Annotated in this window: 15 protein-coding genes; 7 read left to right on the plus strand and 8 right to left on the minus strand. The window is 66.5% G+C overall.

Annotation, left to right across the window (positions count from 1 at the left end):
• Positions 1-129: 129 nt before the first annotated feature.
• A complete protein-coding gene (locus ACPPVQ_RS16915) occupies positions 130-1,128 on the plus strand; it encodes an acyl-CoA thioesterase (RefSeq protein WP_426516292.1) in 999 nt (332 codons plus the stop codon).
• A gap of 76 nt (positions 1,129-1,204) precedes the next feature.
• On the opposite strand, the gene ACPPVQ_RS16920 is transcribed toward ACPPVQ_RS16915, so the two are convergent.
• Positions 1,205-1,777: an NUDIX hydrolase family protein gene (locus tag ACPPVQ_RS16920; protein ID WP_426516293.1), complete on the minus strand. Its 573-nt coding sequence runs from the start codon at positions 1,775-1,777 to the stop codon at positions 1,205-1,207.
• A 138-nt stretch (positions 1,778-1,915) separates the two neighbouring features.
• Here ACPPVQ_RS16920 and ACPPVQ_RS16925 point away from each other — a divergent pair, with 138 nt between their 5' ends.
• Genes ACPPVQ_RS16925 through ACPPVQ_RS16935 form a run of 3 tightly spaced genes read left to right on the plus strand, consistent with a single transcriptional unit; the run spans position 1,916 to position 8,062 of the window.
• Positions 1,916-2,563 (plus strand): alpha/beta hydrolase, encoded by a 648-nt coding sequence (locus tag ACPPVQ_RS16925; protein WP_426516294.1) that lies wholly within the window; start codon positions 1,916-1,918, stop codon positions 2,561-2,563.
• A gap of 45 nt (positions 2,564-2,608) precedes the next feature.
• Positions 2,609-7,255 carry an ATP-dependent helicase gene (locus ACPPVQ_RS16930; RefSeq protein ID WP_426516295.1) on the plus strand — a complete coding sequence of 1,549 codons (4,647 nt, stop codon included), beginning with the start codon at positions 2,609-2,611 and terminating at the stop codon, positions 7,253-7,255.
• A gap of 30 nt (positions 7,256-7,285) precedes the next feature.
• On the plus strand, positions 7,286-8,062 hold the full coding sequence (locus ACPPVQ_RS16935) for a DNA-formamidopyrimidine glycosylase family protein (protein WP_426516296.1): 777 nt from the start codon (positions 7,286-7,288) through the stop codon (positions 8,060-8,062).
• 91 nt (positions 8,063-8,153) lie between these two features.
• Here ACPPVQ_RS16935 and ACPPVQ_RS16940 read toward each other — a convergent pair whose 3' ends face one another.
• The 6 genes from ACPPVQ_RS16940 to msrB form a co-directional block, all read right to left on the minus strand.
• Complete coding sequence (locus tag ACPPVQ_RS16940; RefSeq protein WP_426516297.1) at positions 8,154-9,014, minus strand: hypothetical protein; 861 nt, start codon at positions 9,012-9,014, stop codon at positions 8,154-8,156.
• A gap of 187 nt (positions 9,015-9,201) precedes the next feature.
• Positions 9,202-9,954 (minus strand): SDR family oxidoreductase, encoded by a 753-nt coding sequence (locus ACPPVQ_RS16945; protein ID WP_426516298.1) that lies wholly within the window; start codon positions 9,952-9,954, stop codon positions 9,202-9,204.
• A 69-nt stretch (positions 9,955-10,023) separates the two neighbouring features.
• The gene (locus ACPPVQ_RS16950; protein WP_426516299.1) at positions 10,024-10,968 is read right to left on the minus strand and encodes a sigma factor-like helix-turn-helix DNA-binding protein; all 945 of its coding nucleotides are present in this window, start codon (positions 10,966-10,968) and stop codon (positions 10,024-10,026) included.
• A gap of 162 nt (positions 10,969-11,130) precedes the next feature.
• Positions 11,131-11,427 carry a hypothetical protein gene (locus tag ACPPVQ_RS16955; RefSeq protein WP_426516300.1) on the minus strand — a complete coding sequence of 99 codons (297 nt, stop codon included), beginning with the start codon at positions 11,425-11,427 and terminating at the stop codon, positions 11,131-11,133.
• Positions 11,428-11,591: 164 nt separating this feature from the next.
• Complete coding sequence (msrA, locus tag ACPPVQ_RS16960) at positions 11,592-12,113, minus strand: peptide-methionine (S)-S-oxide reductase MsrA (protein ID WP_426516301.1); 522 nt, start codon at positions 12,111-12,113, stop codon at positions 11,592-11,594.
• On the minus strand, positions 12,110-12,574 hold the full coding sequence (gene msrB, locus ACPPVQ_RS16965) for a peptide-methionine (R)-S-oxide reductase MsrB (protein ID WP_426516302.1): 465 nt from the start codon (positions 12,572-12,574) through the stop codon (positions 12,110-12,112). The genes msrA and msrB overlap by 4 nt, the downstream gene beginning before the upstream one ends.
• Positions 12,575-12,735: 161 nt before the next feature.
• On the opposite strand from msrB, the gene ACPPVQ_RS16970 reads away from it, so the two are divergent.
• The 3 genes from ACPPVQ_RS16970 to ACPPVQ_RS16980 all read left to right on the plus strand — a co-directional run bounded on the left by ACPPVQ_RS16970 (position 12,736) and on the right by ACPPVQ_RS16980 (position 15,471).
• Positions 12,736-13,155, plus strand: a complete 420-nt coding sequence (locus ACPPVQ_RS16970) for a DUF1801 domain-containing protein (protein ID WP_426516303.1) — start codon at positions 12,736-12,738, stop codon at positions 13,153-13,155.
• A gap of 150 nt (positions 13,156-13,305) precedes the next feature.
• Positions 13,306-14,802 (plus strand): APC family permease, encoded by a 1,497-nt coding sequence (locus tag ACPPVQ_RS16975; protein WP_426516304.1) that lies wholly within the window; start codon positions 13,306-13,308, stop codon positions 14,800-14,802.
• 108 nt (positions 14,803-14,910) lie between these two features.
• The gene (locus tag ACPPVQ_RS16980; RefSeq protein WP_426516305.1) at positions 14,911-15,471 is read left to right on the plus strand and encodes a cysteine hydrolase family protein; all 561 of its coding nucleotides are present in this window, start codon (positions 14,911-14,913) and stop codon (positions 15,469-15,471) included.
• 194 nt (positions 15,472-15,665) lie between these two features.
• On the opposite strand, the gene ACPPVQ_RS16985 is transcribed toward ACPPVQ_RS16980, so the two are convergent.
• Positions 15,666-16,229: an ArsR/SmtB family transcription factor gene (locus tag ACPPVQ_RS16985; RefSeq protein ID WP_426516306.1), complete on the minus strand. Its 564-nt coding sequence runs from the start codon at positions 16,227-16,229 to the stop codon at positions 15,666-15,668.
• Positions 16,230-16,268 lie beyond the last annotated feature (39 nt).

The raw sequence follows: 16,268 nt of genomic DNA on the forward strand, positions 1-16,268 counted from the left end.
TACCATTAGCCAAAGGACGCAAGAGGTCGGAACGATATGGCTTCGGCATCTTTCGGATTCGGGAAGAATGCCGGTTCTTATGGGCGTAACAGAGTGCGATCGGGCACGGGCATCCCTGATTGTAGAAACATGACGATTCTTGTGCCCGTCACGGCACCGACGAGAGACGACTCCGCAGACCGTGTCACGCTGAGGTTCCTCGTCGCCCCCGCTGACATGGATGCCTCAGGCGAGTCCGTGCAGGCCGGTCGCGTACTCGAGTGGATCGACAAGGCCGGCTACGCCTGCGCCGTCGGTTGGAGCGCCGCCTACTGCGTGACGGCTTACGTCGGTGACGTGCACTTCACCCGTCCGATCGCAGCGGGGTCGATCGTGCAGGCGCATGCCCGCATCATCCACACCGGCCGCACGAGTATGCAGGTGTTCGTGTCCATCGAGACATCGGATGCGCGTGACCGCACCTTCGTCGAGGCGACACACTGCATCCTGGTCTTCGTCGCCGTCGACGACAACGGCCGGCCGCGGGAGGTTCCGGGCTGGGAACCGTGGGATGAAGGCGAGAGGACGCTGCAGCTGCGGGCCGCGGCACGCATCGAACCTCGTAAGCGCATCCAGAGCTCGATGCTCGCGGAGCGGTATACGGATGCGGGCACGACACCGCGCACCGTCTTCCGTTTTCTGGCGAGCCCGGGTGACACCAACTGGGGAGGCAAGGCGCACGGGGGGACGGTCATGGGCTGGATCGACGAGACGGCGTTCGCGTGTGCGGCGAGCTGGAGTTCGACTGCGGCCGCCGCGGTGTATTCGGGTGGCATCCACTTCTATCGGCCGATCGCGATCGGGAACCTGGTCGAAGTGGATGCGCGTCTCATCCACACCGGCGAGCACAGCATGCACATCAGCGTTCGGGTGCGTACCGGAAGCCCGATGGCACCGCGTGCCCTCGAGCTCGCGACCCAGTGCCTCACGGTGTTCGTCGAGCGGGCCGATGACGGTCACGCGGCGGCGATCCGTCCCCTCTCCCTGATCTCGGACGAAGACCGACGCCTCGACGCCCACGCGGTCGACCTCATCGGACTGCGCGAGGACATGGCGGTCATTCCGCACGGTCTCGCGCGCTTCGGGTAGCGGCGCCAGGCCGGCCGCGCAACGCAGGAGACGCGCAGGAGACGCGAGGCTGCCGGGGGTCGGCAGCCGACCAGCGCTACGGCAGGCGGCCGACGGACGCGAGCGCCGCGCGCAGCAGGGTGCCGCGGCCACCCTCCATCTCTTCGGAGACGGCCACGGAGGCAGCCTCTTCCGGAGTCATCCAGGTGAGTTCGAGCGCATCCTGGCGAGGCTCGCAGGTGCCCGTCACGGGCACGACGTAAGCGAGCGACACGGCGTGCTGCCGGTCGTCGGTGAAGGGCGAGATGCCGGGCATCGGGAAGTACTCGGCCACCTGGAACGGCACCGGGCTCGCGGGGAGCTGAGGGAACGCCATCGGCCCCAGATCTTTCTCGAGGTGCCGGAACAGCGCCTCACGCAGGGTCTCACCGCGCATGACCCTGCCCGACACGAGCGTTCGCGTCATCTCACCCACCGCGTTGGCACGCAGGAGCACGCCCAGCTCGATGACCTGCCCGATGCCGTCGACCCGCACCGGCACTGCCTCGACATAGAGGATCGGCAACCGGCGGCGTGCCTGCTCGAGCTCGATATCGGAGAGCCACGCCGGCCCGCCCGACGGGTCATCGGGCATCGGGTCCGGAGTCGGATCGGGGGTTCTGACGCTCATGACACGATCCTACGGACCCTGCCCACTGACCGGAGTGCGGCGGCGCGATCTGTGGACACGATTTTCGATCGAGCGAATGTGGAGGGAATTTGCATCACTCTCGCGAGAAGATGATGTCTCGCCCTCCAGGAGGAACCCGTGCCCACATCGCCGCCCGCCCTCACGATCGATCGCGAGGCCGTGCTCTGGTCAGCCTCGGAGCGCGACCGCGCAGACCGGCCGCTGCTGATCCTCCTGCACGGCTACGCCTCAGACGAAGCGGACCTGTTCGGAATCTCCGCCTACCTTCCTCTCGAACCGGTCATCGCATCCGTTCGCGCCCCCATCCCGGAGGGACCGGGGTTCGCCTGGTTCTCGCGGTTCGCCAACACGCAGGGCGACCCGTCGCAGGCCAATGCCGACGCCGCCGCGAACGCCGTGCTGGACTGGCTCGACGAGCAGCCGGCGCCTGCGTCGATCGGGCTGCTCGGCTTCTCGCAGGGCGGAGCGATGGCACTCCAGCTCCTGCGACTGGCCCCGGAACGCTTCAGCTATACCGTGCAGTTGTCCGGTTTCGCGGTCAAGGGCCAGGAGCCGGGGGATGTCCACCTCGCCACCCACCGTCCGCCGGTCTTCTGGGGCAGGGGCAGCGTCGACGACGCGATCCCACCTGCGGCCATCCAGCGCACGGAAGACTGGCTGCCCTCGCACTCCACGCTCGACTCCCGGGTCTACGAGGGGCTGGGTCACGCCATCTCGCAGCGTGAGCTCGCCGACGTCTCGGGCTTCATCCGTCACCTGCTCTGAGCATCCACCCACCACACTGTCGGTCGTGTGCGTAAGGATGGACGGATGAGCAATGTGCTCGACCGGTTCTCCCCTGCCACGCGCGAGTGGTTCAGCGGGGCGTTTCCCGAGCCGACGACCGCGCAGTCCGGCGCCTGGGAGGCGATCACCCGCGGCTCGCACGCGCTCGTCGTCGCGCCGACAGGATCGGGCAAGACCCTCGCCGCGTTCCTCTGGGCGATCGACCGCCTGGCTGCGGAAGACCGCGACCACGCGCGTCCGCCGGGTACGCGCGTGCTCTACATCTCGCCGCTGAAGGCGCTCGGCGTCGACGTCGAACGCAACCTCCGTGCGCCACTGGTCGGCATCACACAGACGGCGAAGCGACTCGGAGCGGAACCCCCGCATGTCAGCGTCGGAGTGCGCTCGGGAGACACGACCTCGTCGGATCGCCGTGCGCTCGTGACCAATCCGCCCGACATCCTCATCACCACCCCCGAGTCGCTCTTCCTGATGCTCACCTCGGCCGCGCGCGAGACCCTCACCTCGGTCGAGACGGTCATCGTCGACGAGGTGCATGCCGTCGCCGCCACCAAACGCGGGGCGCATCTCGCCGTGTCCCTCGAGCGGCTCGACACGATGCTGGCGAAGCCGGCGCAAAGGATCGGCCTGTCGGCCACGGTGCGCCCGGCGGAGGAGGTCGCGCGGTTCCTCGGGGGCCGAGCGCCCGTCGAAGTCGTCTCGCCCCCATCCGGCAAGCGTTTCGACCTGCGGGTCGTCGTGCCGGTCGCAGACATGAGCGAGCTGGGCACGTCGACCTGGAACGACGAAGGCGACTCCCGCACGCCGCAGACAGGATCGATCTGGCCGCACGTCGAAGAGGCCATCGTCGATCGGGTGCTCGAGCATCGGTCGTCCATCGTCTTCGCCAATTCGCGGCGGCTCGCCGAGCGACTGACCGCGCGCCTCAACGAGATCTACGAAGAACGCCTGCTGGGTGGGGCTGCCGACCTCGTCCCCTTCGGTGGTGGTGCGCCGGAAGCCGCCGCCTCCTCCACGACGCGGGTGCCCGCAGAGATGATCGGGGCATCCGGCCAGACGAAGGGCTCGTCGCTCGCCGGTGCCGACCCGGACTCCCTCGTGCTCGCGCGTGCACACCACGGTTCGGTCAGCAAGGAGCAGCGGGCCATCATCGAAGACGACCTGAAGTCCGGGCGGCTCCGGTGCGTCGTCGCCACCTCGAGTCTCGAGCTCGGCATCGACATGGGTGCTGTCGACCTCGTCGTGCAAGTCGAATCCCCGCCCTCGGTGGCGAGTGGGCTCCAGCGCGTCGGTCGTGCGGGGCACCAGGTGGGTGAGGTGTCGCGCGGCATCGTGTACCCGAAGCACCGGGCCGACCTCATCCATTCGGCTGTCGCCGCAGAACGGATGACCGCTGGCCTGATCGAGTCGCTCCGGGTTCCCACGAACCCGCTCGACATCCTCGCCCAGCAGACCGTCGCCGCCGTCGCACTCGAACCCGTCGACGTCGACGACTGGTTCGACACGGTTCGGCGGAGCGCTCCGTTCGCGACACTTCCGCGGAGTGCCTACGACGCCACCCTCGACCTGCTTGCCGGCCGCTACCCGTCCGACGAATTCGCCGAACTGCGGCCGCGCGTCGTCTGGGACCGGGACTCCGGGTCGCTGACAGGCCGCCCGGGAGCGCAACGCCTCGCGGTGACCAGCGGCGGGACCATTCCCGACCGCGGACTGTTCGGCGTCTACATGGTCGGCGAGAAGGCGAGCCGCGTCGGCGAACTCGATGAGGAGATGGTGTACGAGTCGCGGGTCGGCGACGTCTTCGCGCTCGGCTCCACGAGCTGGCGCATCCAGGAGATCACCCACGACCGAGTGCTGGTCACCCCCGCGTTCGGCGAGCCAGGGCGCCTGCCGTTCTGGAAGGGCGACGGGCTGGGGCGGCCCGCGGAGCTGGGACGTGCGGTCGGTGCGTTCGTTCGCGAGGTGAGCGGGGCATCCGACACCGATGCCGAGCTGCGCTGCGTAGAAGCCGGGCTCGACCAGTGGGCGACCGGCAACCTGCTGTCGTTCCTCAAGGAGCAGCGCACGGCGACCGGGCACATCCCCACCGACCGCACCCTGGTCGTCGAGCGCTTCCGCGACGAACTCGGCGACTGGCGCGTCGTGATGCATTCCCCGTACGGCATGCAGGTGCATGCGCCGTGGGCGCTGGCCGTCGGTGCCCGGGTCCGTGAGCGTTTCGGCATCGAAGGCGCATGCATGGCCGCCGACGACGGGATCATCGTGCGCATCCCCGACACCGAATCGCAGCCGCCCGGTGCGGAGCTGTTCGTCTTCGATCCAGCCGAACTCGACGAGCTCGTGACCACCGAAGTCGGCGGGTCCGCCCTGTTCGCCGCGCGCTTCCGTGAATGCGCCGCGCGGGCCCTTCTGCTGCCCAAGTACAACCCCGGTAAGCGTTCGCCGCTCTGGCAGCAACGGCAGAAGGCGTCACAGCTGCTCGACGTCGCCCGCAAATACCCGACATTCCCGATCATCCTCGAGACCGTGCGTGAATGCCTGCAAGATGTCTACGACCTGCCCGCCCTCGACGCGCTCGCCAAACAGCTGGCCGCACGGACCGTGCGCATCGTCGAGACCACGACCGAATCCGCGTCTCCGTTCGCCCGCTCGCTCCTCTTCGGCTATGTCGCCGCATTCATGTACGAGGGAGACAGCCCGCTCGCCGAACGTCGGGCGGCTGCACTCTCGCTGGATGCCGGCCTGCTCGCCGAGTTGCTCGGTCGCGCCGAGCTGCGCGAACTGCTCGATCCCGCGGTCATCGAACGTGTCGAACGCGAAGTGCAGCGTCTCGCACCCGACAGACGGGCGCGCGGTCTCGAAGGCGCGGCGGACCTCATCCGGATGCTGGGGCCGCTGACCGTCGATGAAGCCGGCGAACGACTCGAAGGCGAAGGCGACGAGCCCGCCGGCCCTGTCGTCGCTCGCCGACTGCTCACGGAACTGGTCGACGCGAAGCGCGCGCTCACGGTCACCATCGCCGGCACAGAAAGCTTCGTCGCGATCGAGGATGCGAGCCGGCTGCGTGACGCCCTGGGTGTTCCACTCCCGATCGGCGTGCCCATCGCATTCGTCGAACCGGTGGATGACCCGCTCGGCGACCTCGTCAGCCGGTATGCGCGAACGCACGGACCATTCACCACCGCAGATGTCGCCACCCACCTGGGGCTCGGGATCGCCATCGTGAATGACGCGCTGAGGCGGCTCTCGCACGATCGTCGTGTCGTCGAGGGCGAATTCAGGCCGCATGCGTTCGGTTCGGAGTGGTGCGACGCCGAGATCCTGCGGCGCCTGCGCCGGCTGTCGCTGGCCGCGCTTCGGCACGAAGTCGAACCGGTCGACCCGCAGACCTTCGCCCGGTTCCTGCCCGACTGGCAGCATGTCGGTGGCGTCCTCCGTGGTGTGGATGCCGTCGCCTCCGTCATCGAACAGCTCGCCGGAGCCCGTATTCCCGCGTCGGCATGGGAATCGCTCGTTCTCCCTTCGCGGGTTTCCGACTACAGCCCTGCCATGCTCGACGAGCTCACCGCGACCGGTGAAGTCGTGTGGGCCGGTGGCGGTTCGCTCCCCGGAAACGACGGCTGGGTGAGCCTGCACCTCGCCGAAGCGGCGCCGGTCACTCTCCCGTTGCCGGTCGAGTACGAACCGGATGCGCTCCAGCGCGACATTCTCGAGGCCCTCGGTCGGGGTGGCGGCTTCTTCTTTCGCCAGCTTTCCGATGCGATCAATGCGGAACGTGTCACCCGCGAAGACGGGCAGGCTGTCGACGACGGGACTCTCGTGACCGCCATCTGGGATCTCGTGTGGGCCGGTCTTCTCACCAACGACACTCTGGCTCCGCTCCGAACGCTCACCGGCAGTTCCGGTGCGCACAAGCGACCGAAGACTGCGCCTCGCTCGCGGCTCTACCGCGGACGATCCGTCGGTCGGTCCGCGCTCGTCACTCGCGTCGGTCCTCCCATCGCCGGCGGCAGGTGGTCGGTTCTTCCCGCAGCCGACGAGGATGCGACCCTGCGTGCGCACGCCCTTGCCGAGACCCTCCTCGACCGGTACGGCGTCGTCACGCGCGGGTCTGCGATGAACGAGGGTGCACCCGGCGGATTCGCACTCGCGTACAAAGTGTTGAGTGGTTTCGAGGAATCCGGGCGGGCACGGCGGGGCTACTTCGTCGAGACCCTCGGTGCCGCACAGTTCGCCACCGGTGCGACGGTGGACCGACTGCGTTCGTTCACCCTGGATCACACCCAGGAGCCACCACGCGAGGCGGTCGCCCTGGCTGCCACAGATCCGGCAAACCCGTACGGTGCTGCGCTTCCCTGGCCGGCCACACCCGAAGATGCCGGTACAGGTCATCGTCCCGGTCGCAAGGCTGGGGCACTGGTCGTTCTCGTGGATGGTGCACTCACCCTCTACGTCGAGCGAGGGGGCAAGAGCCTTCTCTCGTTCAGTGATGACGCGCGGGTACTGGAAGTCGCGGCACGCGCACTCGCCCGCCTGATCAGTACGGGGCGTGTGGACAAGCTTGCGATCGAGACCGTCAACGGTGCGTTCATACTCGGTACGCCACTCGGCGACGGGCTCACGGCTGCGGGCTTCCTGGCGACCCCACGAGGGCTTCGGTTGCGGTCGTGAGTGGCTGTGCCGTGAGCGGCTGGATGACCTGTGCCTGAGGGCGACACCGTCTACCGCACGGCCCGCCGGTTGCGGGACGCGCTCGAAGGTCGCGTGCTCACGCACAGCGACTTCCGGGTGCCCGCCTTCGCCACTGTCGACCTGGCCGGCGAGCGAGTCGACTCTGTTGCCAGTCGCGGCAAGCACCTGCTGATCCGGGTCGGTGGGGTGAGCATCCACAGTCATCTCAAAATGGAGGGATCGTGGGAGGTGTACCCCGTCGGAGCCCGGTGGCGGCATCCCGCGTTCCAGGCTCGGGTCGTGCTGTCGACCGTCGACGTCGTTGCTGTCGGTTTTCAGCTCGGCACCCTCGAAGTCGTACCGCGCGAGCGTGAGGAGAGCGTCGTCGGGTATCTCGGTCCGGACCTTCTCGGACCGGACTGGGATGCGGACGAAGCCGTTCGTCGTCTGGCGGAGCACCCCGAACAGCCCATCGCGGTGTCTCTCCTCGACCAGAGGAATCTCGCCGGACTGGGGAACGCCTACGCCAACGAAGTGTGTTTCGTGCGAGGGATGCTTCCCACGCGTCCCACGAAGGATGCCGACCTTCGTGCCACTGTCGCGCTCGCTCACCGTATGATCGTCGCCAACCGCGACCGTGCCCAACGTGTGACGACCGGTAGCACGCGTCGTGGCGAGGCCGCATGGGTGTACGGCCGGGAGGGCAAACCGTGTCTTCGGTGTGGAACCCTCATCGAACGGTCGGAGCTCGGTCGAACGGAACTCGAGCAGCGTGTGATCTATTTCTGTCCGCACTGCCAGACGTGAGCGTGGGCCGAGCCGTGGGGAGGAAGTCCATCCCTGACAGCCGGGTCGCTGTGCTCTCGAGTTATGTTGCTTATTCAAGTAAAGCGGCGCGCTACGCGCGCCCCCTATTGAACGCGGTCACAGCGGCCGCAACTTCTTCCGCACGTTCCTCTGACAGTGCACCCGAACCGACCATGATGCCAACCGAGGCGCCAGAAATCGTGCCGCCCCGAACAACGTTCGTTCCGATTCGCGTCGCATCGCGTCCCAGCTCGATTCCGGCCCCGGCTGACCTTTCCCAGAACTCGGCAACAGTGAGAGGAAACACGAGCTGATCAAGGAGAGCGTCGTGATTCGGATACTTTTTCCTGTATTCCTCAGCGCCTGCAACTTCCGTGTACTCGATGCGGAACCGATCTCCATTCGGAAAGCGCACCTCGAGGTACCGGCCGCGCGGCGGGCAATCAACGTTTTCGGCTCCCGGGGGGACGATCCATACATTGTCTTCCATCCATGCCCGCGGTTGCCCATTCGCCCCAGGCAGTTGGAAATTCAAGAGCAGATACCCGTTGTCATCGCGGTTGAAGTAGATGGCTCGCTTGTTGGCGACCTGCAGGATGGTGTCCACCTTGTAATACGCGTTCGAGCCGACAATGACCAGCAGTTCCCGCCGAAGGTAATCGAATTCGCCGCGCACCCAGTTCGCTCGACCAGCCCCTTCGCGCTTGAGCCGCCGGAGGAAGTCGTCAGGATAGTAATTCTGATCAGCCTTTGCCGCGTGATTGGAGCAAAGGGCGATCATTCCCTCGGGTGCGTGGTGACGTTTTGTTCGCCAAGGGGGATCGAAATGGTGGAACGTAAGGTACGGGCTCCCGCAACCCTCGACCGGACACCTGAAGCCAACTTCCCGACACAGCGCGCGACGCACGCTTACTGGTGGTCGCCGGGTGAGCTTGCCTTGATGCGTACTCATATCTGCAGGCTAGTCGCGGGCAAGCCGCGGTACAGGCTAGGGGCACGTGTTAATGACTTGTCCCGTTGTCCAAGTCGGTGCGTCCGATGTCGCGGTCCCGTGCTGGGCGTGGGTGTAGGCGAGCGGGTGGGGGCGCCCGGTCCAGGCGCAGCCGTCATCGCGTTCGGCGAACAAGCCCCCGGTCAGCTCACCGAGCTCGGCGTGCGAGAAATTCCGCCCAGGTCGTCACTCCGTACGGATCCCCGTCGACCAGGTTGCTCCCCTCCGCGAGTGCGCGAAACGTCGCACCCGGCAATCGCACCGGCCACACCGCACGCCGGGATCCGCGGTGACGCTTCCATTCATCCGCGAGCGCCTGTCCGGTCAGCCGCTCGGGCCCGCCGATGTCGGCTACGCGACCGGCCGGCTCTCCGTCAGCAAGCATCACGAGGCGGGCAGCAACCTCTTCCACCGCGATCGACTGAATCCTGATCGACGGCGCGAAGAGCACCGGCGAATACCGCTGGACTCCGAAAAGGGTCGCGACGAGATTGTGGACCTGGGTCGCCCGCAGGATGGTGTACGGCAGCGGTGACTCGGCGACGATCCGTTCGCTCTCGAGCTTCTGCCGGTAGTAGCCCAGGGCGATCTTGTCGATGCCGACGATCGAGAGGTACACGATATGGGCGACCCGGGCTTTGTGCGCGGCGTAGAGCAGGTTCCGGGTCATGCTCGAATCCCCTCCGGCGAACGACGTTGCGAGATGTATGACGGTGTTGACTCCCTGAATCGCGGGTCCCACCCCTGAACCGGTTTTGAGGTCGCCGACGACGCGCCCGGCTCCCGGATGCCGGCTGAGCACCCGCACCTCTCTCGCGCCGCCACTCCGCAACTGCTCGACGAGGGGCGTGCCGATCGTTCCGGTCCCGCCGGTCACGAGAATCGTCGATTTCAGTGCCATAGCTGATCTCCCTTCGTTCGCCGCGGCTGATGAGCCGTCATGGGTCGCGCCGCACCACGATCACGTGCCTCACCGACCAGCGGGGTCGGCGATGCGTGACAGCTGCGCCTGCGCAAAGGCGAGTTTGTCCGGGTTCATCATCAGGTCCAGTCCGGTCACGTGCTCACGGTCGGCATGGACGAACCAGACAGCCGAGATCGCGTCACCGGCGAGCGCGACGACCGCCAGTTCGCCGTTGACCTGCGCCGTGAATGCGTCGATGCCTGCACCGAACCTCTGCACGGCACCCACGAGATAGCGCGAGACCGCGTCGGCGCCCACCACGGGCTGCCGAGCCGCGCTGACGATACCGCCGCCGTCGACCCGGACGACGACATCCTCAGTCAGCAGTGCCTGGAGACCCTCGAGATCTCCGTTGCGGGCGGCGACGAACATCTCGTCCACGAGTCCCTGCCAGCGGTCGGGTTCGAGCGGCGCGGTGTGAACCGTCACGACGTGCCTGCGGGCCCTGGCGTGCAGTTCGCGCGCGTTGACCTCGCTCGTACCGAGCAGTTCCGCCACTTCTCCATGGCTGTACTCGAACGCTTCGCGCAGAACATATGCGGCTCGCTCGGGGGGAGTGAGCCGCTCGAGGAGCAGCAGAAGCTGCAGCGAAACGCTCTCGCGCTGCGCGGCGATCTCGAGTGGACCGAGAACCCCGGAGGTGGCTCCGTGGCCGTCGAACTCGGATGCGGTGAGCACCGGTTCCGGCAGCCACGGCCCGTCATAGACGTCGCGTTTCGCCCGCGCCGATTCGAGCACGTCCAAACAGAGGGTCGTCACGATACGCGCGAGGTAAGCGCCGGGGTCGACGACGGCGAACCGGTCGAGCCTGCTGAAGCGACCCCAGGCATCCCGGACGACATTCTCCGCGTCGGATGCGGTACCGAGCATCCGGTACGCGATCGCGAACATGCGCCATCGCTGCGCCTGGAACATGTCGAGGTCGCCAGGGCTGCCGGTCGCGCCTGTCACGCCCCTCATTCTGTCAAGGGAGCGAATGCGCCAACAGGAGTCCAGCAGGATTCGCAGCGTATCGGCACAGGATGGCCCCGGACGGCGCGGGTCGCATGCGAACGGACCGGGCCGCGTAACCCCGCGTGCCCGGCCCGTTGGTCGCGTGCGAATGCCCGCAGGTCACATCTCGACGGTCTCGTGGATCTCGATCCGGCCGCCGGCGGACAGGTGCGGGTGGCCTTTGAGCAGTCCTTCGACCTCGCCGGTCGACCCGGCCTGGACGATCGAATACCCGTTGACGCGGCTCGCCGGGATGTCGGCACCTTCGGCGGTCTCCGCACCGAACGCGTTCCCGGCGTCGAGGATGGCATCACCGGATGCGCCGAACCACGCCATCCACGCGTCGGTCACCTTCTTGCCTTCTTCAGGCGTCTGGGGCACTGTACCGCCCTGGTACAGCAGAACGTATTTCGCCATTGTCATACTCCTCGTGTCGTGCTGCCGGTCGGCAGCGGTGGTGTTCATCCCTACGACGTGAGCGGGTACGCGAAATCGACAGCGTGGCCCGAAAGACACAAAAAAGAAAGAGGGGAGCCGAAGCTCCCCTCTCCTGTCAGCCGACCACCGGGGTCAGCCGGCGACTACTGCGCGACGGCCTGCTCGCGTCGCGGCAGCTTCCAGTCTGGCCGCACGTAGTGGCAGGTGTACCCCCACGGCATGCGCTCGAGGTAGTCCTGGTGCTCGGGCTCGGCCTCCCAGAACGGACCGGCCGCGGTGACCTCGGTCACGACCTTGCCGGGCCAGATCCCTGACGCGTCGACATCGGCGATGGTGTCCTCGGCGATGCGCTTCTGCTCCTCGCTGGTGTAGAAGATCGCTGACCGGTAGCTCGTACCGACGTCGTTGCCCTGACGGTTCTTCGTCGACGGGTCGTGGATCTGGAAGAAGAACTCCAGCAGGTCACGGTAGCTGAGCTTCTGCGGGTCGAAGATGATCTCGATCGCCTCGGCGTGGTTTCCGTGGTTGCGGTAGGTGGCGTTCGGCACATCGCCGCCGCTGTAGCCGACCCGCGTCGAGATGACTCCCGGACGCTTGCGGATCAGGTCTTGTACACCCCAGAAACATCCACCGGCGAGGATGGCCTTCTCAGTGGTTCCAGTCATCGTGCGGTCTCCTCTGTCGTAGTGAACAGGCTGCGGTAGTCGCCGTAGCCCTCGCCCTCCAGGTTCGCCACAGGGATGAACCGGAGTGCAGCTGAATTGATGCAATAGCGCAGACCGCCCTGGTCTGCCGGCCCGTCGTCGAAGACGTGGCCGAGGTGGCTGTCGCCGTGCGCGGATCGCACCTCGGTGCGCACCATGCCGTAGGTGCGGTCCTGCTTCAGGATGACGTTGGCCGGGTCGATCGGAACGGTGAAGCTCGGCCAGCCCGATCGGCTGTCGTACTTGTTGACGGATGCGAACAACGGCTCCCCTGAGACGATGTCCACGTAGATGCCCTGCTCGTGGTTGTCCCAGAATTCGTTGCGGAAGGCGGGCTCCGTCTCGGCTTCCTGGGTGACGCGATACTGCTCGGTGGTAAGCCGGGAAATGGCCTCCGGGTCCTTGCGGTACTCGTGTGACACTGTTCTTTCTCCTTCGCTTCGGGTCACTGCTGGCTGCAGCGCCTCAGTAAGTAGAACGAGCTATGGTCACAGGCTGTTCCACCCAAGCTGTGTGTTAGCTGTGGCTTTCAAACCCCGCCCGCAGCTTTCGGGCGGCGGATGCGGCTCGTAGAGTGTGCGACATGGGGAAGCGCGACCCGCGGGTCGACGAGTACATCGACGGCCTGGCCGACTGGCAACAGGAGATCTGCCGCGCGGTGCGGGAGATCGTGCATGCGGCCGAACCGGCGATCGAGGAGACGATCAAGCGCACGAACCGGCCCTATTTCGTGCGCGACGGCAACGTGTGTGCGCTGCTTGCCGCGAAGGACCATGTGAACGTCTTCGTGTACGACGGCGCGATCGTGCCCGATCCGCACGGGATCATCACGGCCGGTCACGACAATGCGACGGCCCGCACGGTGGGCATCAAGCGAGGCGAGACGGTGAACGCGGATGCTCTGGCCGCGATGATCCACCAGATCGCGGAGAACAACCGCGCGGGCGGCTGGCGCAAACTCAAGGCGGAGGGCCAGGCGCGAAGCACCGGATCGCCCGCCTGACACGACGGAATCCCTCGGATATTTCACATACCTCAACGGATCACGCCGTAAGATCGGGCGAATGCGACAGATTCCGTCGAATCCGAGTTGTTCTCACCCGCCAACACTGCTAACGTCAGCGCAGGTATCAGCAACGAAGCAGGAGAACCAATGACCCGGACAGACGCAACGGCGCGACCGTCAGAGAACGGCGCGTCGGGCGAACACACCCACGACCTGAAGGCTGACGGCGTCAGTGCAGCCGGATCGGTCGTCATGGCGGTCGCCGGAAGCGCCCCCGCCTACTCGATCGCGGCAACGACAGCTACCCTCGTCGCCGCAGCAGGACTCGCAAGCCCCGCAGCACTGCTCTGGTGCGGCCTCCCGATGCTCGGCATCGCGTGGGCTTTCGCCTTCCTCGGACGTGCCGACGTCAACGCCGGCGCCGCCTACTCGTGGGTCGGACGCGCGCTGCACCCCATCCTCGGCTTCCTGTCCGGCTGGGCCCTCGTCATCTCGGCAACGATCTTCATGGTCGCAGGCGCCCTGCCCGCCGGCGTGATGACCGTCGCCCTGTTCGGCGGTGACCAGAACAACGTGCCGCTCGTGACCGGTGTCGGGGCCGTCTGGTTCCTCATCATGGCCGTCTGTGTTCTCGTCGGTGTGCAGATCACCGCCCGCGCGCAGTGGATCATGTCGACCATCGAGGTCGGCATCCTCTTCGTGTTCGCGATCGTCGCGATCATCCGCGCCGCGACCGGCGCCCACGCCGGCCCCTCATTCTCATGGGACTGGCTGAGCTTCGCGCACTTCACCGGACCCGGCGCCTTCATCGCGGCAGCCCTCGTCGCCGCGTTCTACTACTGGGGCTGGGATGTCGCCTCGAACCTGAACGAAGAAACGAAGGATGGCCACAAGAACGCCGGCATCGGCGGCATCATCGGCGTCATCATCGTCTTCCTCCTCTTCGAGGTCTTCACGATCGCCACCCTCGTGATGCTGCCCGCGAAGACCATCGAAGAGAACAGCGGCAACGTGCTGGGCGCGCTCGGCCAGGTCATCTGGCCCGGCGTCGGCGGCAACATCCTCGTCATCGCCGTCGTGCTCTCGACGATCGCAACGCTGGAGACCACCCTGATCCAGGTCACCCGTTCGCTCTTCGCGATGGGCCGCGACAACACCATCCCCGCCGCCTTCGGCCGTACGCACAAGAAGTGGAAGACGCCGGCCTTCGCCACCCTGGTGGTCGTCGGTGTCTCGCTCGTGCTGTTCATCGGCTCCAACTTCCTCGGAAGCGTCGGAGAAATCCTGTCGAACGCCATCAGCTCGATCGGCCTGCAGATCGCGTTCTACTACGCGCTCGCCGGAATCGCCGTCGTCGTCGCCTATCGCAAGATCATTTTCACGTCGGTGAAGAACTTCATCTTCATCGGCCTGTGGCCGGCGATCGGTGCGATCTTCATGATCGTGATCTTCGGCTTCTCGATCCCGAGCCTCGACCCGATCGTCATCGCGATCGGCATCGGCACCCTGGCGCTCGGCATCGTGCCGATCATCATCTACTGGAAGAAGGGCGCGGCATACTTCAAGCGCCGCCCGCTCGAACTGCCCGACGAACTCGACGCCAAGGCGCCCGAGAACATCGACGAGCGTCCCCCGGTCGTCTAGCGAACACCCAGCTGCCCGAAACAGAAGTGGCCCCAGAATGATTCAGGGGCCACTTCCGTTTTTCACCGGCGCCCGCACGACACATCGACACGCAACGAGGAGTGACCCGTGGCACGACTACTGGTGATCGTCGACATCCAGAACGACTACTTCCCCGGCGGCGCGTACCCGCTCGTGGGCACCGAGGCCGCGGCAGATCGGGCGAGCGCCCTGCTCGCGTACTTCCGGGAGAGCGGCGAACCGGTCGTGCACGTGCAGCATGTCTGGGACGCCCCGGATGCGACCTTCATGCGCCCGGGAACCCACGGTGTCGAGATCAACGACGCTGTCGCTCCCCTCGCCGACGAGCCTGTCGTTCTGAAGGGGTCACCGAACTCGTTCCTTGGCACGGACCTGGAGCAGCGCGTGCGTGACGCCGCGGTCGACGACGTCGTCATCGTGGGCATGATGACGAGCATGTGCGTGGACTCGACCGTGCGCGCAGCCGCGGATCTTGGGTTCGCGGTGACCGTCGCATCCGACGCCTGCGCGGCTCCCGACCTCGAGTTCGGCGGCACCGTGATTCCCGGGGACGTGGTGCACGCCGCGTTCCTCGCGGCGCTCGGTGACGGTTTCGCGACCGTCACGACCGTCGGCGAGCTCATCCAGCACGCGCACGCCGAGGCCTAGCCCCGCCAGCTCTCCGTCGACCACAGGGAAAAGCACCTCAATCTCGCGTATTGGGGTGTCTTTTCATGTGCTCGACGGGTGTCGGCGGCGAGGTGGCTGGGCGCCCGTGTGCCCACGTTGTGAACTCGTGCACAGGTTGCAGCGTATGCACGGGTTCAGAACCTGTGCACGGGCGAACCCGGACTCGCGGCCGACTACTCGGCGATGCGGTGCAGCACGAAGAGGCCGCCATGGATCGGCTGGTCCATGCGCTCGTGCTCCGTGAGCACATACTCGTCGAGGATGGCCACGATGCGCAGATCGAGCTCCTCGAGCTGTGCAGGTGAGAGGTGCAGCGCGAACCGCTCGAACGTTTCGACGGCTCCGGGGCCCGCCTCGCGAAATTCCTCCTGGAACGCCTCGATGGGCGGCAGGTAGCGGTCGACGCCGTTGGCGCCCAGAGGGTCGTTCAGCCACCACGACTGCCCGCTCGACCGGTAAGGCTTCTCGAGGGCGCCGCTCGGCCCCGTGCGTACGGGAGCCGGCACCAGCAGGCCGGCGTCGACGAGTTTGCGCACGTGGTAGAGCACGGTGCCCGGGTCCTGGTCGAGCCGGTCGGCGAGCTCTTTGTTGGTCAGTTCGTGCTGCGCACAGAGGCGAAGGATGCGGGCCCGCAACGGGTGGGCGAGCGCCTTCGCTTCGCTGACGGTCGCCTCTCGCCGCCGGTCACGAGGGTCGACATCGAGTCCGGTCGGCACAACGTTCTGAGTTTCCGTCACGTCCTCATGATAACCAATGATCGAGATTCTTCCATCACC

Origin of the sequence: Leifsonia sp. McL0618, assembly GCF_049994905.1 — a bacterium.
In the GTDB taxonomy this organism is placed as follows: domain Bacteria; phylum Actinomycetota; class Actinomycetes; order Actinomycetales; family Microbacteriaceae; genus Diaminobutyricibacter.